This window comes from Sphingobacterium sp. 2149 (assembly GCF_031455655.1).
Taxonomy (GTDB): Bacteria; Bacteroidota; Bacteroidia; order Sphingobacteriales; family Sphingobacteriaceae; genus Sphingobacterium.
Map to the genome: position 1 here is coordinate 122,158 of NZ_JAVDTD010000014.1, position 19,638 is coordinate 141,795.

General features: G+C 39.0%; 14 protein-coding genes. 10 read left to right on the plus strand and 4 right to left on the minus strand.

Annotated features, from left to right (window positions below; genetic code table 11):
• Positions 1 to 1,371 carry a hypothetical protein gene (locus J2X77_RS19750; RefSeq protein ID WP_310082139.1) on the minus strand — a complete coding sequence of 457 codons (1,371 nt, stop codon included), beginning with the start codon at positions 1,369 to 1,371 and terminating at the stop codon, positions 1 to 3.
• A 336-nt stretch (positions 1,372 to 1,707) separates the two neighbouring features.
• On the opposite strand from J2X77_RS19750, the gene J2X77_RS19755 reads away from it, so the two are divergent.
• The 4 genes from J2X77_RS19755 to J2X77_RS19770 all read left to right on the plus strand — a co-directional run bounded on the left by J2X77_RS19755 (position 1,708) and on the right by J2X77_RS19770 (position 4,346).
• Complete coding sequence (locus J2X77_RS19755) at positions 1,708 to 2,070, plus strand: BlaI/MecI/CopY family transcriptional regulator (RefSeq protein ID WP_310082141.1); 363 nt, start codon at positions 1,708 to 1,710, stop codon at positions 2,068 to 2,070.
• A gap of 4 nt (positions 2,071 to 2,074) precedes the next feature.
• Entirely contained in the window at positions 2,075 to 3,856 is a 1,782-nt protein-coding gene (locus tag J2X77_RS19760; protein WP_310082143.1) for a M56 family metallopeptidase, read from the plus strand.
• 70 nt (positions 3,857 to 3,926) lie between these two features.
• Positions 3,927 to 4,130, plus strand: coding sequence for a hypothetical protein (locus J2X77_RS19765; RefSeq protein ID WP_310082145.1), 204 nt, complete (start codon positions 3,927 to 3,929; stop codon positions 4,128 to 4,130).
• A 75-nt stretch (positions 4,131 to 4,205) separates the two neighbouring features.
• Entirely contained in the window at positions 4,206 to 4,346 is a 141-nt protein-coding gene (locus tag J2X77_RS19770) for a type II toxin-antitoxin system YoeB family toxin (RefSeq protein WP_310082147.1), read from the plus strand.
• A gap of 1 nt (position 4,347) precedes the next feature.
• Here J2X77_RS19770 and pth read toward each other — a convergent pair whose 3' ends face one another.
• The 3 genes from pth to J2X77_RS19785 all read right to left on the minus strand — a co-directional run bounded on the left by pth (position 4,348) and on the right by J2X77_RS19785 (position 7,116).
• Positions 4,348 to 4,911, minus strand: coding sequence for an aminoacyl-tRNA hydrolase (gene pth / locus J2X77_RS19775; protein WP_310082149.1), 564 nt, complete (start codon positions 4,909 to 4,911; stop codon positions 4,348 to 4,350).
• Positions 4,912 to 4,992: 81 nt separating this feature from the next.
• The gene (locus J2X77_RS19780) at positions 4,993 to 5,589 is read right to left on the minus strand and encodes a 50S ribosomal protein L25/general stress protein Ctc (RefSeq protein ID WP_209580563.1); all 597 of its coding nucleotides are present in this window, start codon (positions 5,587 to 5,589) and stop codon (positions 4,993 to 4,995) included.
• 570 nt (positions 5,590 to 6,159) lie between these two features.
• Positions 6,160 to 7,116, minus strand: a complete 957-nt coding sequence (locus J2X77_RS19785; protein WP_293883805.1) for a ribose-phosphate pyrophosphokinase — start codon at positions 7,114 to 7,116, stop codon at positions 6,160 to 6,162.
• Between the two features lie 801 nt (positions 7,117 to 7,917).
• On the opposite strand from J2X77_RS19785, the gene J2X77_RS19790 reads away from it, so the two are divergent.
• From J2X77_RS19790 to J2X77_RS19815, 6 genes are all read left to right on the plus strand, one after another.
• Positions 7,918 to 10,932, plus strand: coding sequence for a protein O-mannosyl-transferase family (locus tag J2X77_RS19790; protein WP_310082153.1), 3,015 nt, complete (start codon positions 7,918 to 7,920; stop codon positions 10,930 to 10,932).
• Positions 10,933 to 11,240: 308 nt separating this feature from the next.
• Positions 11,241 to 12,638, plus strand: coding sequence for an amino acid permease (locus tag J2X77_RS19795; RefSeq protein ID WP_209580569.1), 1,398 nt, complete (start codon positions 11,241 to 11,243; stop codon positions 12,636 to 12,638).
• A gap of 246 nt (positions 12,639 to 12,884) precedes the next feature.
• Entirely contained in the window at positions 12,885 to 13,448 is a 564-nt protein-coding gene (pyrR, locus tag J2X77_RS19800) for a bifunctional pyr operon transcriptional regulator/uracil phosphoribosyltransferase PyrR (RefSeq protein ID WP_209580570.1), read from the plus strand.
• Positions 13,449 to 13,541: 93 nt separating this feature from the next.
• Positions 13,542 to 14,480, plus strand: coding sequence for an aspartate carbamoyltransferase catalytic subunit (locus tag J2X77_RS19805; RefSeq protein WP_293883811.1), 939 nt, complete (start codon positions 13,542 to 13,544; stop codon positions 14,478 to 14,480).
• A gap of 332 nt (positions 14,481 to 14,812) precedes the next feature.
• Positions 14,813 to 17,851 carry a tetratricopeptide repeat protein gene (locus J2X77_RS19810; protein ID WP_209580574.1) on the plus strand — a complete coding sequence of 1,013 codons (3,039 nt, stop codon included), beginning with the start codon at positions 14,813 to 14,815 and terminating at the stop codon, positions 17,849 to 17,851.
• A gap of 6 nt (positions 17,852 to 17,857) precedes the next feature.
• Positions 17,858 to 19,600, plus strand: coding sequence for a TonB-dependent receptor (locus tag J2X77_RS19815; protein ID WP_209580576.1), 1,743 nt, complete (start codon positions 17,858 to 17,860; stop codon positions 19,598 to 19,600).
• Positions 19,601 to 19,638: the final 38 nt, after the last annotated feature.

Consider the following 19,638-nt stretch of genomic DNA (forward strand, 5'->3'; position numbering starts at 1 on the left):
TTAATTTAGTGTGTCGAATTTGGGATTATACCCTTCAAATTTGTTGATTTGTTTTCCATTATTATCAAAATAATAATAGTCACTCGAGCCTCTTACAATAAAGCCGTCTTTTAACAGGCTCCCATTTCCATAGATGGACTTGAGGTCAGTAGTAAAGGTTTTTTGTATAGCCCCAGTTGTGATATCCAGCAGTTGGATCTGGAAAGGATCGTCTTCAGCTGGTGTTGGCTTATAGGCGATAAGGAGCGTTTTGTCATTCTGGGCGATGACTATAGGCTGAAAGTAAAGTCTGCCTGGTGTAAAGTCTTTAAAGTTAATCAAACGCGCTCCTTTAAATTGCCACGGATTGATCAATACCTTTTTATAGGGATCTCGGTCGGTAAAAATACCCGATCCACCATAATCCTTATCCCAAGAAAACCGTGGGGTATCTTTAGGATATCCATATTGATAATGGTAAGTATACTGGATTAACTGAATTTTTTCCTCTGGATAATAGCTGGACTTACTTGAAAAAGTAAACTCCGTTTTTGTCGTCGGATTGGGAAGTTTTTTTCTTCTTTCCTCGTAAAGCACTTTATCCGGTATCGCCTTATTTATTAACGGGTAATAGGCCAGATTTTGACCTTCATTGTTGATAATTTGATAAGCGGAACCATAGTCTTCATACTTAAATTCAACTTTGGCTATGCCAGTACTTAAAGATGGAGCATCTTTAACATAATTTTCCAAAACACTCTTATACGTGAGCGTGTTTTTGTCAAGTTGATAGATGTATTTGGACTTGACGATGATGTAAAGGTTTTGGTCTTCAAATACCTGAAGTTTAACGTCGCTGCTCGATAATTCAACGGGAGTCTCCATCAATGCTTTTACCCATTCTTTTTTACCTGTTTTAGGATCAAAAAGCCCAATGTATACCTTATTGTCTTTGTTTGAATCCATTCTTTTCCTAAAAGTTCCTACATTACCAACGACCACAACATGCGGCGTATTATTTTTGTCCATGAATAACGTATTACTCGCATAGTTCCATTCAAGCGGTTCTACTTCTTCTTTCTCGTTCGCTGAGTTGGAACCACTATAAGTGGAATAACTCGGCTCAGGTTTCTTCGAAAAAATAGCACTTATAGCCCCGATGATAAACATGACCGCGATAAATCCCACAACGGCGAATAGGACAATCCGAAGGGCCTTATATTGATCTGTATTGTTGCGCGGATAGTTATAGTTGTGATTGATATTGATATCGTCGCTATCGAGAAAAAATTCTGTTCCGCAGCTGTCACATTTATAATAATCCGGACGTAGTGTGGTGACTTTTATACTCCCACAATGCGGACATTTGATCGCTTTAATATTTTTAGCCATTGATCTTAATTGTATTTATCTTGAATCATCTTATTACTTTTCATGCTTCCAATCGATCGGATTGCAGTGAATTTATCCAATTGATTTTTTTTCTTTCCAATGCAGGATACGATTTATAGTGAATTTAGAATTAAAATAATCCTATAACAAATTTTCTGCCAGCTAACTTATATTCGTGGGATTTGAGTTTAAAAACGCAGAAAATGAGCGATTTCTTTTTTGATCTAATAGGACTGATGCTATTTACTGTCGATTATATAATTCAGTATAAAAAGATTTTTTATATTTACGAATTGTTCGTAGATTAGTGAAAGATTAGATAAAGTAGATACAGGCATGGAAAAATTAACAGCACAGGAAGAACAGGCAATGCAGTCGATTTGGAGTCTCAATGGAGGATTTATAAAGGAGATCTTAGATAATATCAAAGGTGAAAAGATGCCTTATACCACCTTGGCTTCGACAGTAAAGAATCTGGAACGTAAAGATTTTGTGAAAGCAGTGCGTTATGCCAACGCCAAGCGCTATGAACCGATGGTGAGTGAGGAAGATTATAAAGCGAAGTTTATGAATTCCTTTGTCGGCGATTATTTCAAAAATTCCTATAAGGATATGGTGTCATTTTTTGTACAGGAAGAAAAACTAACGGCTGATGAATTAAAGGAAATTATGGACATGATTAAGCATAATAAATCTTGATAGCATGGAAAGCTTACTCACCTATATTATACAAGTCAATCTGTTGTTGGGTATTATCTATTTAGGATATATTGGACTATTGAAAGGGCTAACATTCTATGTGCTAAATCGGGTATACTTCCTAGTGGGTGGACTTTTTGCTTTTATGTATCCATTTTTGGATTTAAAGTCTTTGTTCGTACAGCGCGGGCTGAATCTGGGGGGAGTAGGCGAGCAGATTTCACTATATATGACGGAGCCGGAGGTCCAACAACAGCTATCTTTAGGAAGGCTGGTGGAAATCCTGTTTGTGACCGGTGCAGTTTTATTGTTATTGAAATTTGTATTTCAGTTATTGAGTTTATTGCGGATTCATCTGAATTCGAAGTCCGATCAATGGCGGACGTATTTATTCCGGAATGTGCTTATTCCGGTTGTTCCATTTTCGTTTTTGAATAAAATATATGTCAATAAGGGGCAGCATCAGGAGGCTGAACTGAAAGATATTTTTAAGCATGAGGATATTCATGTGAAAGGCCTTCACAGTCTAGATATTTTATTGTTTGAAATGATATTGGTGTGTTGTTGGTACAATCCTTTCGTTTGGCTAATGCGCAGGGCCATTCGCCAAAATTTGGAGTTCTTGACTGATCAACAGGTCCTTGATAAAGGAGTGGACAAGCAAACCTACCAGTACAGCTTATTGAACGTGTCCAAAAAGGGGGGCTCGGTGGGATTGAGCAATCAATTTAATTTTAAACTTTTAAAACGTCGTATTATGATGATGAACAAGAAGCGATCATCGAAAATAGAGCTGAGTAAATATGCCTTTCTTTTACCGGTATTTTTATTGACGGGAGCCGCATTTACACTAAGTAAAGCCGAGGGGAGTATAGAAGGGGTAGTGGAGCAGGTAAATAAGACGGCTGTTATTCAGTTGGACAAGGACTTACAAGTTGATGTTGCTTTGCCTGCAACGATAAGTAGCAAGGTAAGTAAGCCTTTAGCGGAAGATTTGCTTACCAGGCAAATGACAAAGGATACCTTGAAGCCAAAAGGGGTAATAGATACGATTCATTTTCGGACAAATATGAAGTCTGAAAAGGAACCGCTCTATTCAACCATTATGTCTGCTATTCCATCGTCGGAAATCGAATCGATCAATGTAATAAAGGATAATGGTAAGGCAATATATGGTGAAAAAGGCAAGAACGGCGTTGTCCTTGTTACGTTGAAGAAAAATGGTTTACCTGTGGTAACGAATCAGCCCCCTACTTTTACTTATGATAAAAAGGACAATGCAGGTAATCCTAAGATTAAGGTGAATGGAAATCCTACGAAAGTTGTTGTGGCGGGGTATAAATCTGTAAATACGACTGAACCAGAGCTCAAAGGCCGAGCGGAGGAAATCTCTGGAAATAGCATTGGGTTATCAAATGATGGATCGAGGAAAGTTGCTGTCCGCAGTATTAAGTTTCGTGGAGTTCATGGAGCTAAGGATAATCCTCTATTTGTGGTCGACGGGAAAATTGTCGAAGACGCTCAGTTAAGTGGGTTAGACCCGAATACAATCGATAACATATCGGTTTTGAAAAATAATCCTGCTACGGCACTATATGGTGATCAGGCGGAGAATGGCGTTATCATTGTGACCACCAAGGCATATGCAGAGGAACATCCTAAGGCAGCATCTTCTGATGTAGAAGACGGTCTTTCTGGGAAAGGGAAAAAAGTAACTAAGACTGAGTTAGAGAAAGAAAAAGGAGAAGCGGTTAAAAAAGAAAGGGGGCAATTATCCATTCGATAAGAAAAAGCCGATATATTTGGCTTTTCCGTTTGTGGAGTTGTTTTATTAACTTCTTAAAAACGAAAGGGTTATGGCAATATTATCATTTCAAATAGATTCTTCTGAAGTAGAAAAGATTAAAGCGGTACTAAAGGCACTCGGTGGGACAAAAATAAAAGTTGAGTCTGAAGATAGATCGTCGAAATTAAATGACCGCGTGAAAGAAGCTAGAGTTGAGAAAGAAAGAGGTGAATTAGTCCAATTGGATAGCAAGAATATATGGGAAAGTATTTAATCCAATATTCAAAAAAAGCGATTAGAGATTTGCAAATGATAAAAAAATCTGGACGTAAATCTGATAGGACAAGAATTGACCGAACAATTAAAATATTTTGACGGCGAAATTTGGAGTAGGGCGATCAATAAGAAAGATCGCCTTATTTATGAAATTTTTGAAGAAGATACTGCTGTCGTTGTGATCCAAGCATTGGGGCATTACAACGACAAGTGACTTATTTTGTATTAAGGTTCGTCATGGTTAGCTCGATGCCGATATTAACAAAACTCTGGATCATTTTAACGGAATGGTCTATCAGAGCCGGTAACTCTGCTTGTTCATCTTTATCAAAAGGGCCAAGTACATAATCTACCTGTCTACCTTTTGGGTAGTTGTCTCCAATGCCGAAACGTAAACGGGGATATGCTTGTCCACCGCAAAGCTGTTCAATGGATTTTAGTCCGTTGTGACCAGCGCTACTTCCTTTGGGCTTCATGCGTAGTGAGCCGAAAGGGATCGCCAAATCATCCACAATTACCAATACATGCTGAATTGGGACTTTACATTGTTGCATATAATAATTAACAGCCTTTCCACTTAAGTTCATGTAAGTCGTAGGTTTAATGACGGTGACATTATGCCCTCGTTGCTTAAATTCACTATAATAGGCTAATTTCAGCAAGGAGAAACTAGCACTGGCCTGTTTAACAAGCTCATCGGCAACCATAAAACCGATATTATGCCTTGTGTCGGCATATTCACTGCCAATATTGCCTAATCCAACGATAAGATAATTCATGATGCAAAAATAAAAATTTTAGTAAACAAAAAAAGCACCGAATTCCGGTGCTTTCTGCAGTATCTTAAAATCTTGTTCAGATTATTTTTTACCACCTTTAGTTGCTTTAGCAGCTTCTTGTTCAGCTTGACGCAATGCACGAGACATGATTACTGATACGATTGTATCATCAGCATTGTTCAATACTTTTGCGTTTTCTAATTGAATTTGACCCACACGAACTGATTTACCAACCTCTAAAGATTCCATTGGTACTTCAATTTCTTGCGGTAAGTTTGCAGGTAAGGCTTTTACGCGTAAATTACGTAATTTTTGAACTAATTTACCCCCCATTTTAACACCTGGAGAAGTTCCTGTCAATTTGATAGGGATATTCAATGATACTTCTTTGTCATCGAATAACTCTAAAAAGTCAACGTGAGTAACTAAATCAGTTAATGGGTGGAATTGTGCGTCTTGAACGATAGCTCTTTTAGTTTGACCTTCAATGTTTAATTCAACAATGATTACGTCAGCAGTGTAAAGAACTGGTTTCAAATCAGCTGCGGACACAGAAAGAGCTGTTTGCTCTGTACCACCGTAAAGTACTGCTGGTACTAAGCCTTGGTAACGCAATTCTTTTGCATCTCTTTTCCCTACGTTCTGTCTTACAGAACCGCTAATAGCAATTGATTTCATCTTTTAATTTTTTTTTAATGGTTGATGAGAGCTCGAGTAAATAACAATTGTTTTTCTGACAATGCTATTTACATCTCGGTTTCATCTTTTAATTTTTTATAAATTTGAGGTGCAAAGATAATCTAATTTCTGGTATTATCAAAAAATACGATTAATATGACCTCGAAAACAGGCACTTATTCAAGATTATGAACTTTTCCATTCTCATGCTTATACCTATTCAAATTTGTTGCTTAGCTCAATTTAGGAACAAATAGATACCATTTCCTATATTAAAACCGAAATAGGACTCTTTTAGTAGGGGGTTAGCAGGGGTTTTACCACTGTTACCCCCCTGTTAACCCCTCGGTAATGTAGGAATTGATATAAATCAAGTATTGTTCACTTAATGTAAGAACTAGAAAGCTATTCGCCTAGGGCTAAAAAGAGAAGAACCACGCGAAATAGTATTTTTAAATAGTTGTTGCTTTTAGAAAAGGGGGGATGGTGCCATACAAAAAAAAGACTCTGGTCGTTTCGCTAAAGGCTTCACGTACCAGAGTCTAATATTTAATAGCTAAAACGCAACGCTTATTCTACTTCAAATAAGTCAGAAATAGAAGAGTGTTGATTGACGCTTTTTATGGCTTTCGCGAATAAGTCAGCTGTGGATAACACTTTGATTTTGGTCGATTGTTTTGCTTTTTCTGGATCCAATTGAATCGTATCCGTCACGATCATTTCAGACAATACAGAATTTTCAATGGTTTCATAAGCTTTTCCTGATAGCACAGCATGCGTACAAACTGCTCTGACAGATTTTGCACCGTTTTCCATAATCAATGCCGCTGCTTTTGAAAGTGTACCGGCCGTATCACAGATATCATCGATCAAAACAACATCTTGACCTGTAACGTCACCAATGATCGACATCGATTCGATTTCATTCGCACGCTTACGGCGTTTATCACAGATAATAACTTCTGCATTGAAAAATTTAGCAAAAGTACGTGCTCGGTACGAACCGCCCATATCTGGAGAAGCAATCGTTAAATTCGGAAGTTTTAATGATTTGATATAAGGAACAAAGATAATAGAGCCATCCAAATGATCAACAGGGATATCGAAAAACCCTTGGATTTGAGCTGCGTGAAGGTCCATCGTCATGATGCGGTGGATACCAGCAGCTGTCAACAGATTAGCAATCATTTTAGCGCCGATAGCAACTCTTGGTTTGTCTTTTCGATCTTGTCTTGCGAAACCAAAGTAAGGGACTACCGCTGTGATGTAATGCGCTGAAGCTCTCTTCGCTGCATCTGTCATCAATAATAATTCAAAAAGATTGTCGGTAGGTTGGTTGGTTGACTGGATAATGAAAACATCGCTTCCGCGAACAGATTCATTGTAGAATGGTTGAATCTCACCGTCGCTAAAACGTGATAATGTTTTGTCTCCTAGTGGTTTCCCGTAAGATTGTGCGATTTTTTCGGCTAGTTCTGTAGTGCCAGAACCTGCAAATAGTTTAACCGTGTTGAATTGCAAAGGCATGGTTTTGTATATTTATGTTGGGTTGTTGTATTGTCGTTTATTCAATATTTTTATTCCCTGACTATTTTTTAAAGTTAAACATTAAAAAAAATGGATTGTTTTCACAATCCATATATGCTTAACTTTAAAAGTTGTCCGACCTGGATTCGAACCAAGACAAACAGAACCAAAAACTGTCGTACTACCCTTATACTATCGGACAATGTCTCTAAAAAGTCAACGTTTCCGTCTTTTTCTTTTTGACGACGCAAAGATAGAGATTTGTTTTAAAAATCAAAATGCAATTTAAAAAAATCTGAACCCTTTTATAAATATAAGCCTTGCATATAACGCAGAAAAGGCCTGCAAATGCAAGCCTTTTCTATTGTTTGTTGTCCGACCTGGATTCGAACCAAGACAAACAGAACCAAAAACTGTCGTACTACCCTTATACTATCGGACAAACAATTCAAAAGTGTTTTCGATCGTGATGATGTCGTTCACATTTGATGATGCAAATATACGGACTATTCTTATTTCTGCAAATAAAAATGTCCTGTAAAGTGCATTTCGGCTGATTTTCAAATAAATAATTTTTCTTTGATGCCGAAAAATCTTTACATCAATCCTTTTTCAGTGGTGCTGTCGGTCTATAAAAGTATATGCGTACAGTTTTGTATCCTTTCTTTACAGCCAATATTGGTTCACATAATGAAATTGTTTCAATCAATATGTGTTAAAAAATCAGAATAAAGTTCATTTCTTATTAACTTATCCTTATTTTCGAGCCGTATTAATAATACTTTTTACAGTTATCATTTTATGAACTATACTAAAATCAACAATCTTTTAGGATGGATATGTGCGCTAATTGCAACAGTAGCATATGTCATGACTGCCGAACGATCGACGAGTTGGTGGGATTGTGGTGAGTTTATCGCTTCAGCCTTCAAGCTCCAAATTGTGCACCAGCCGGGAGCACCTTTATTCTTAATGATTCAGAATATATTCTCCAACCTTGCTGGTGGAGATGTTACACGAATTGCGTTCTGGATGAATGTCGGATCGGCGGTATGTAGTGGTCTGACCATTTTGTTTTTGTTTTGGACAATTACAGCCTTAGCAAAGAAAATCGTTGTAAAGGGTGTTGATGGATCGTATACGTCGACCGATTTAATTAAAATATTTGGTTCGGGTGCAGTAGGTGCATTGGCCTATGCTTTTACAGATACATTTTGGTTTTCGGCCGTAGAGTCTGAGGTGTATGCGATGTCTTCTTTATGTACTGCAGTAGTATTTTGGGGGATTTTAAAATGGGAAAATCATGCCGATGAGGCTGGTGCGGACCGCTGGTTGATCTTTATCGCTTATGTGATGGGACTTTCTATCGGGGTACACTTGCTCAACTTATTGGTAATTCCTGCAATTGCTTTGGTGATTTATTTTAAGCGTTCAAAAACAATAACCTCCTCGGGAGCAATAAAAGCATTTTTAACAGGTGTGGTTGTTTTGGGCCTGATTTTATGGGGAATTATCCAATATACGGTCAAAGCTGCGGCTTATTTTGATCTATTTTTTGTAAATAGCTTGGGAATGGGCTTTGGGACTGGATTTAACCTGTTCATGATTTTAGCTGTCGCTTTATTTGTCTATGGTATTTGGTATTCGATCAAGAAGGTTAAACCCATGTTGAATCTGATCTTGATCAGTACTGCATTTATCATTTTTGGTTATAGCTCCTTTGCCATGATCATGGTGCGTGCCAAGGCGAATCCTACCTTAAATAACAGTGATCCAGATAATGCATTTTCTTTTGTAAGCTATTTGGGACGCGAGCAATATGCTAGTGAACCTCTTTTAAATGGACCTACATTTGATGCGCAGGTCGTTGATGCTGAGCCGACCTATACCTACAGAAAAGATAAAGACAAGTATACGAAGGTGGAAAACGGTATGGACTATAAATACGATAAGACCATGTTTTTCCCACGTGTCTACAGCTCACGCGATCAAGGACATATCGAATATTACCGTGATTATTTGAAAATTCCAGATGGGCAGTCTCCGACTTTCGCCGATAACCTCAAGTTCTTTTTCAGTTATCAGATCGGACATATGTATGGCCGTTATTTCTTGTGGAATTTTGCCGGCCGGCAAAATGACCAACAAGGTCAAGGGTCATTTACAGAGGGTAATTGGCAGGCGGGTATCAAGCCGATTGATCAAATGCATAATGGTGGACAAAATGCTATTCCGGATTCATTAAAGACTGATCCATCGAATAATAAATATTACTTCTTGCCTTTGATTATTGGTTTAATTGGCGCATTCTGGCATTTTGGAAAGCGGCAACGTGATGCGGGAATCGTCGGTTTATTGTTTTTCTTTACTGGGCTAGCCATTGTATTGTATTTAAATCAGAGCCCACTTCAGCCTCGTGAGCGTGACTATGCCTATGCAGGTTCATTCTATGCTTTTGCCATCTGGATCGGACTAGGGGTTTTCGCTATTGCCGATTATTTAAGCAAAAAAATGGATGGCAAAATTGCTGCTGGTGCAGCTACAGTTGCTTGTTTGTTGGGTGCTCCGGTATTGTTGGGCTTCCAGAACTGGGATGATCACGACCGCTCGGAGAAGACGACTGCCCGCGATTTAGCGAAAAACTACCTGGCTTCTTGCGCGCCAAATGCAATTTTGTTTACCTATGGTGACAACGATACTTATCCGTTGTGGTATGTTCAGGAAGTTGAAAATTATCGTCCGGATGTACGCGTGGTGAACTTAAGTTTATTGAGTTCGGACTGGTACATGCGTCAGATGAAGCAAAAAGTGAATCAGGCCGACGGTTTGCCAATCAATATTGATGATGAAAAGTTCAAAAAAGGCGTGCGTGAGGTACTTTACTATCAGGATATGAAAGTACCGGGACATGTTGATCTGGATTTGATTATGCAAATTTTATTATCGGACGATCAAAAGAACAAATTGGAATTGAGAGGTGGTAAGTTTGAAAACTTCCTGCCGACCAAAAACTTTAGCCTTCCGGTAAACAAAGAATCCGTTCTGAAAAATAACGTAGTTCCTAAAGCATGGCAAGAATCGATTGTGGATACCATGAGCTGGACTTACAATAGAAATTATATTTCTAGAGCGGAGCTGTCAATCTTAAACGTATTGTTAAATAACGATTGGAAACGTCCAATTTATTTTGCGGCGACAGTTCCAAATGATAATTACCTTGGTTTAGATAAGTATTTGGTGCAAGAGGGCTTTGCATTGCGCTTAATGCCGATCGCAACTCCTGCAGGAGCAGAAGGTACATTGGTCGATACACAGTCTGCTTATAAAGACATTACCACAAAATATCAATGGGGTAATATGGCACATGCTTCTTACTTGGATCCAGAGTCTTACCGTATGATTACCATGATTACAAATACAGTAATGGGGGGTACAGCAACACAGTTATTGATGGAGGGACATAAGGATGAGGCGCGTAAAGTTGCCGTTGAAACTTATGAAAAGATGCCGAAGCGTGTTTATCTGATGCGTGATATTTTGGGGTATATTCCAATTATCAATGTGTTGTATGAAACAGGTGAAACGAAACGTGCAAATGAGATCGTAAACCGTAATCTGAAATTTATGACGCAAAATATGCGGTGGTATCAGGATATTGCGCAAACAAAGCCTGAGCTGGAATATTCTAATATTGGTACAGCTTTACGCGCCTTGGGTGCCTATAAGAGCATTTTGGCTACCACATCGGAAAAACAGTTGCTACAGCAGGTGACCGATTTGGAGAAATCATATAAACAACAATATGGTGTTGAGTAATTGTTAGCGATACCATTTTAAGATAAGGGCTGCCCTTTGCTACAGATATTCAAAATAGAAAATTGTCGCAAAGGGCAGCTTTTTTTTGATTATTTTTTCATAGCTTAAGGGCTCATAAACCAGCCCGAATGAGGGGGATATCCCCCTTTGAAGAGCATCTCATACAGATGTGGCTAGCCTGGGAGCTATTGCCTTGTCTTTATAGTCATCTAAGAAGGTGTAGAGTGCTCGATGATGGAGCAAGTAATTCGGAATGCCGGATGTAAGGTGTTCTTTTGCCAATGAAAATCATAGTTAACAAATAGTATATGAAACGTCAATTAAAATTGTGGGATGCAGTGATGCTGGTCATGGGGTCGATGATCGGGAGTGGTATTTTCATTGTATCGAGCGATATGATGCGGCAGCTGGGATCTGGATATTGGTTGGCGGTCGTGTGGCTGTTGACGGCATTGGCAACGGTCGCAGCGGCAATCTGCTATGGCGAATTGTCATCGATGTATCCAAAGGCTGGTGGGCAATACACCTATCTGACAGCAATATTTGGGAAGCCTATCGGCTTTTTATACGGTTGGAGCTTATTTACAGTCATTCAGACGGGGACGATAGCAGCGGTAGCTGTGGCCTTTGGTAAGTTTACAGCCTATCTTATCCCGCAGTTGAATGACGCTCCACCACTGTTCCAGCGTGGGGAATTTAGGATTACCTGGATCCAGATTCTCGCAATGGGCGTGATTATGCTGCTTACCTTTATCAATACGAGGGGAATTAAGAGTGGAAAAACTGTTCAATCTTTTTTTACTTCTGCAAAAATCATTGCTTTGATTTTGTTGATTTTAGGTGGTTTGTTTTTGATTAAAGAAAATCATTTTTCGGAAAACATGTCTTACGGCTGGCATTCTTTCCAGAATTTAAAGGGCGCAGGCTGGTCGCAGATTTCTGGCGGCGCTTTGATGGGAGCATTGGCTGCTGCGATGGTCGGTTCGGTATTCAGTAGTGTAGCCTGGGAAAATGTAACCTTTGTTTCGGGCGAAATTGTCAACCCACAGCGTAATGTCGTACGCGCCTTGGTGATCGGTACAAGCTTGGTCATGCTGCTCTACATCAGTTGTAATTACATCTACCTGGCGGCTTTGAGTAGAGAGGAGATCGCTTTTGCCGCTAATGATCGGGTAGCGATTGCGGCCGCTGAGAAAATATTAGGCCATAGTGGTACAATAGCGATGGCGATTTTAGTTATGATCTCGACCTTTGGTTGTGTCAACGGACTTGCATTGTCAGGAGCGCGTGTTTTTCAGACCATGGCCAAAGATGGTTTGTTTTTGAAACAGGCAATTCCCAACAACAAGTACGATGTGCCGGCAAGATCATTGTGGCTACAGGGAATTTGGGCTTCATTACTCTGTTTAAGTGGCCAGTATGGGAATTTGCTGGATATGATATCCTTTGTAATTGTCATATTCTATATGATCACGGTACTCGGTGTCATTATTCAGCGTGTTAGAAGACCCGATTTAGAGCGCTCCTATAAGACTTTCCTATTCCCGGTTACACCAGTCTTGTATCTTTTGATAGGTACGGTTTTTTGTGTGTTACTGATTATTTATAAACCGCAATATACCTGGCCTGGATTTATACTTGTATTGATCGGTTTGCCTGTGTATTTTTTTGCACGGAACAATAAACCTGTCGAGCGAGAGGAATAATCTTCGCAGATAACCTGTCGATGCTATGGAGTTTTCCATAAATAGTTGCTAGTAAGTGTTATGTTCGATCGGTAAAATCTGTTGATAGGCTGGAGTAATAGGCTTGTAAATTTTCCTGAAAGAAAGATATTCTTTGTTTAAATCACTTTTTAGTAGTGTGCGAGTTGGATGCAAATAGTGAAATTAATTGCCGTTCATGGCGTTATTTTTATAAAAAAAGTGTAGCTTTGCTCAAACATTCCCATAATGAAACAGTCGATTTTATTAGACGGACCAAAATTTCAAATCACAATTCAAAGACTATGTCGTCAATTGATTGAGAATCACGGTGATTTTTCAAATGCTGTCGTCATAGGTATTCAACCCCGGGGAACTTTCTTAGCGAGACGTATTGTTAAAGAGCTCGAACAAATGATCGGGAAAGAGATTTTAGTTGGCGATTTGGACATTACCTTTTACCGCGATGACTTCCGCACAAAAGGAAATGCTGGTCCACTCTTAGCAAATAGCACAAATATCAATTTTATTGTAGAAGGTAAGGAGGTCATTTTTATAGATGACGTCTTATGGACAGGACGTACTATTCGTGCCGCAATGGATGCTGTACAGGCCTTTGGCCGTGCAAAAAGAATAGAATTGCTTGTTTTGGTCGATCGTAGATTCTCGAGACAGATCCCTATTCAACCTGATTATATCGGCATACAGGTCGACTCAATTGATTCGCAAAAAGTAATTGTTAACTGGAAAGAGTCGGATGATCAGGATAGCATTATTCTGATTACAGAAAAGAAGACGTCAGCTGGCGATTAATAGAAGTGCATCAAAGTCCTAAGGTCTATTTTTGCCCTTCGGAAACGAGCACTTTCAATAGAAAATGATTAGTAAATATTTGAATACTCTAAAATGTCATCTGCAGCAGAACAACTAAGTACCCGCCATTTATTGGGGATCAAAGATCTAAATGAAAACGACATCCAATTGATCCTGGATACAGCAAGTAATTTTAAAGAAGTATTAAACAGGCCGATTAAAAAGGTTCCTTCCTTACGGGATATTACAATCGCCAACGTTTTTTTTGAAAACTCTACGCGAACACGCCTATCTTTTGAACTTGCTGAAAAGAGACTCTCTGCCGATATCGTTAATTTTGCAGCATCTTCGTCCTCAGTAAGTAAAGGAGAGACGCTTATAGATACCGTCAACAATATTCTTGCGATGAAGGTTGATATGATTGTGATGCGACATCCTTATGCTGGGGCAGGGGTATTTTTAAGTAAGCATGTTGATGCGCAGATTGTCAATGCAGGTGACGGAGCCCATGAACATCCTACTCAAGCTCTACTTGACTCTTTTTCAATCCGCGAGCGTTATGGAGATGTAGCTGGTCGTAAAGTTGCTATAGTAGGTGATATCACCCACTCACGGGTTGCGCTGTCTAATATCTTATGTCTTCAAAAGCAGGGTGCGGAAGTGATGGTCTGTGGACCTACGACATTAATTCCGAAGCATATCGCTTCACTGGGTGTAAAGGTGGAGCACGACTTGAGGAAGGCGCTGAATTGGTGTGATGTTGCAAATATGTTAAGAATTCAGCTTGAACGCCAAGATATCGCTTATTTCCCTTCGTTAAGAGAATACTCCATGCTTTATGGGCTGAATAAAGAGATTTTGGATTCTTTGGACAAGCCTATCACGATTATGCACCCCGGACCGATCAACCGTGGCGTCGAAATCACATCGGACGTTGCGGATAGTGAACATTCCATTATTTTGGATCAGGTTGAAAATGGTGTTGCTGTACGTATGGCTGTGTTGTACTTATTGGCAGGACAACGCGGATAGTCGAAATCGGCTTTAACAATATTATGCCTGACTTTATTTTTTGTCGGGCATATTTTTTGTGCAAAATTTCCGTTATAATACAGTATTATTCACAGATGTTAATAACTTTTGTGTAAAATAGCTCAATTAAAGTATAATTTAGTAAAATGAATAAAACTATCTCTTTAGCAGTGGATATTTGAATTGAATTTCGATAAATTTGAAGCGATCTTAAGAACCTATAATAGGTAAGGATTGTTAATTATACTCGCGTTTCAGGGCAATTTTATCAGGGTTTAGGAGGAGATTCATTTACATTTGCAGATAAATAACATATTAAGGTTTCACATATTATGTATAAGAAGATTTACCAGGTGGGAGTTGCATTAACCGTTATGGCGACGCCAGCATTAGCGCAACAGACAGAATGGCAACAAATCAACAAGGCGTATAAAACGGGGATGGAGTTGTTTGAACGTGGAAAATTTAGTGCCGCTTCAGTGCAATTTGATCGTGTTGAAGCTTTGCGGACAAAATCCAATTTGCAATTGGATGAGACAGAGGAGCTTTCTTTATTGAAAGAAAATGTCCGGTATTATCAAGCTGTTTGCGCCTTGGAATTGGGAGAGTCTGATGCCGAAAATCGTTTTTTGAAATACATTAAAGATTTCCCTGTGAGTGCAAATGCCAAAGCAGCTTACTTTCAGATCGGTAAATCTTACTATGCTAAAAAAGACTACGTTAAAGCGCTAGAGTGGTTTAACAAGATTGACAGCAAAAATCTTGCGGGTAAAGAGAATGTAGAATACCGCTTTAAATATGGTTATGCTTCCTTTATGACGAAAGATTATAAGGCCGCAAAACCTTTATTCGAAAGTTTAAAAGATCAGAAAACTGAATTTCAGGAGGCATCTATTTATTATTACGCTTATCTTTCCTACCTAGACGCCGAATATAAAACGGCGTTGAATGAATTTGAACGTCTCAATGGATCTAAGCAGTTCGAAAATAGCTACCCTTATTATATCACTGCTTTATATTTCTTGGATAAACGCTACGACGATGTACTGGATTACGCATTGCCGATTTTGTCGCGTACAAAGCAAGAAAATGAAACAGAGATGTTCCGTATTGTTGCGGCGACCTACTTTATCAAAGGCGACTTAAAAACATCCAAAGAGTATTACGATAAATTCCAGGCGCAAGATCAAGGTAAAACACAGAATAATCAGGATAGCTACCAAATCGGTTATATCGCTTATAAATTGAAAGATTATGATAAGGCGATCACTGAATTGGAAAAGATGACTGATCCAGATGCATATTATCAGTCTGCGATGATTACCCTGGGGGATGCTTTTTTGAAGAAAGGCAATAAGCAATCTGCGCGTAACGCATTTTTCCGTGCTTCGAAACTGGATTTTGATCCAGCGATGCAAGAAGAGGGCTTGTTCAACTATGCGAAGCTTTCATATGAATTAGAATTTCACCAGGTCGCATTGGCTTCGACACAGGAATATCTGAAAACGTATCCAAAATCGAAACGTTTGGAGGAAGCGAAAACCCTGCTTGCTGAAGTGCTGTTGAGTACAAAGAATTACCGCGAGGCAGTAGATATTTTGGAATCTATTCCTAAGCGTGGGAAAGAAGCAAACGCCGCCTATCAAAAAGTAACCTATTATAGGGGTTTGGAATATTATAACGAACGTGCTTTTGAAAATGCAATCTCCTTGTTCATGCGTTCTGAGCAGTTTCGTTATGATGAAGAAATTTATGCTTTAGCAACGTATTGGAAAGCAGAAGCGATGTATGAAGTTCGTAAATACGGTGAAGCCGTAACCAATTTCAATAAATTTCTACGTTTGCCTGGAGCTAGTAAAACCGATGTGTATGGTTATGCCAATTATGCTTTAGCCTACGCTGCTTTCCGTAATGGTAATTATAATACTGCCGCTAATTATTTCGAGCGTTTTCTCGCCTCGGGTGGCTCAAAGGGTATAGAGATGAATACACGTAACGATGCCATCGCACGTTTGGGTGACTCGTACTTCTCTTCCAAAAATTACGGCCGAGCTTTAACAGAATATAATAAATTAATCTCTTCTAAAGCACCTAGTCAGGATTACGCATTGTTCCAAAGAGGTATTATCCAAGGATTGCAAGGGGATAATAACGGTAAAATTGCTACGTTGAATGCTGTTATTGCGCAATTCCCGAATTCTAATTATGCCGACGATATTGCCTTTGAGATTCCTTATACACGTTTCTTAATGGGAGAAAGTGATCAGGCCATCGCCGGACTCCAAACTATGGTGGAAAAATATCCGCGCAGCAGTTATGTACCACGTGCTTTGGTGACGATTGGTTTGGTTCAGTATAATCAAGATAACAATGATGCTGCGCTGGCAACATTCCAACGTGTGGTCGATCAGTATGCTTCGACGGACGAAGCCAGACAGGCTATGCGCTCCATTGAAAATATCTATTTGGACAAGGGCGACGCGACTGGTTATATCAAATATGCAACAGGTACCAACCTTGGTGATGTTTCGAAATCAGAGCAAGATTCCCGTTCATTCTCCACCGCGACAACTTTATTTTCAAGAGGAAATTACAAAGGCGCTGTAGAAGCTGTAAATGCGTACTTTGATAAATTCCCTAAACCAAATCAAGAAAAATATGCGCGTTTTATACGTGCCGAAAGTAATGCGGCCCTCGGAAATACAGAGGATGCATTACATGATTACAATATTATTTTGAATGACTGGACTTCCCCTTATACAGAGCGCACGCTGATTTCTGTGTCTAATTTGTATTTGAAACAAAAGAAATATAATGAGGCTACGCAGCTATTGAAAAAGCTCGAGCTTACTTCTGAATACAAATCCAACTATGGTTTTGCAATCAACAACCTGATGGTTTCTTATTATCAAATTGGAGATTATAAAGAAGCATTAAATTATACCAACGCGGTTAAAAATTATGAAAAATCTTCGGAAGAGGAGATCGCAAACGCCTACTTATACGCCGGTAAATGTTACGTGAAGCAAAATAAGAAAGCTGAGGCAATGAAAGAATTCAGTTTAGCTGCATTGAAGAGCCGTACGGTATATGGTGCCGAAGCAAAATACAATGTTGCGGTACTACAATTGGAAAATAAACAATACGATGCTTGTATCAAAACAGCAATGGATCTATCTGATAATTTCTCTTCGTACGAATATTGGGTGGCGAAAAGCTTTATTACTATGGCTGATGCTTATGCAGGTAAGGGAGATTCTTTCCAGGCGAAAGCTACACTTGAATCGATTGTGGATAACTATGATGCGAAAGACGATATTTTGCCAGCAGCAAAAGAACGTCTAAATAAATTGAACAACAAAAAGAAATAGGATACAATGAAGAAGTTGCAAAATAGAAACGTGAAGAAATATACTTTAGCAGCGCTTTTGATGGGCGTGGGATTGAATTCTTTTGCACAGGAAACAGGCAAGAAGAATGATCCTGAGAAACCAGTCACTATCGATTCTTTTGATGTTGTTCGTGATTATAAACCCATTCTTGCGGATGCTGTGAAAATTCGCCGCAGTCCGGATATGACCAATAAAAGGGAATACCAGCCCAAGTTGTCCTACAACAATATTTTGGATAAGAAATTGGATATCAATACTGGGTTGAAACAGTTAAATGTGCAGGAGATTCCTTTTGCACAACCTTTTGAGCATAGTAGCAACTATGTCAAGTTGGGTATCGGTAACTATAACAGTATATTGGGCGAGGCTTATTTAGCTTCTGAACAGTATGAAAATACACGATTCGGCTTATTTGCAAAGCATCTGAGCCAAAAGGGTAATATTGACGGACAGAAATTCAGTACACAAGATATTGGTATTTTTGGCCGCCGGGTGTTGGATGCGGTAACAGTAAAGGGTACCCTTGGTTACAATCGTTATGGTACAAATTTCTATGGTCAGACCTTTGATCAATCGGGAACAACATTGTTAAATACAAGTCCAGATAAACAGACATTTACTGATATCTATTTAAATGGTGAACTATCGAGTAATGTAGATCCCAAAAATGAACAGGCGATCAGCTACTCGGCGAAAGTTGATGGCTATTTATTTAAAGATGCCTACAAAGCCAAAGAAAACTCAATTGCATTATCCGGTTATCTGAACAAGCGTTTAAGTGCATTTAATGTCGGTGCTAATGTGAGCGTGACGATGAACAACGTGAAAGATAGCGCTGAAGTAAAGAATCATTTGGCCGTAGTCAATCCATATATTCGTTTTAAAGGCGATAATTATAACGTTACCTTGGGGGCAAATTTAACTTCCGAATTTGGTGATAGCTCACGGTTCAATATTTTTCCTTCAGTAGAAGCTGATTTTGCTTTGGCACCTGAATATATCTCTTTGTTTGCCGGAATTAATGGGGGAGTAAAGCAAGCTTCTTTCCGCAGCTTTGCGAAAGAAAATCCTTATTTGGCCCCGAACGCTAAAATGATTAACTCGATCGAGAAAATGAACATTTATGCGGGATTAAAAGGGAATGCCGGAGCAACTTTTGGTTATAAAGTAAAGGTATTCTACAAACAGATTGAGGGCCTGCCTTTATTTAAAAATAGTGCATTTGGTGATACCCAAAATGGTTATGTTCCTTGGGCCTTCGATGTCGTTTATGATGGCGTGATCAATAAGGCGAAGCATATGGGATTTGAAGGTGAAATTAATGTGCGCCTTTCACAACTGGTTAATCTAGGAGGTAGGGTGTATATCGACGATTATAATTTGAGCGATCAAGAGGAAGCTTGGGGATTGCCAAAATTCCGCATGCAGGCCAATGCGCGTTTCAATATCTCTGATAAGCTTTTCGTAGATGCTGAACTTTCTACTCAGGGTAACACGTATGCATATATCTATGATTATAATACAGATGGCAGCCGTATTACCGACAGTGGTCATAAGGCAACAATAGCTTCGTTCGCTGATCTTAATGCAGGCGCAGAATATCGGGTCAAAAAGCAATTTGGTATTTTCGTCAAAGCAAATAATATCTTTGGAAAAGAATACGAACGTTATATGTATTACCCACGATTGGGCTTTAATGTAATTGGTGGTCTTAATTATTCGTTTTAACGAATTAAGATTATAAATTTGCATCTTAAAATAGTTCG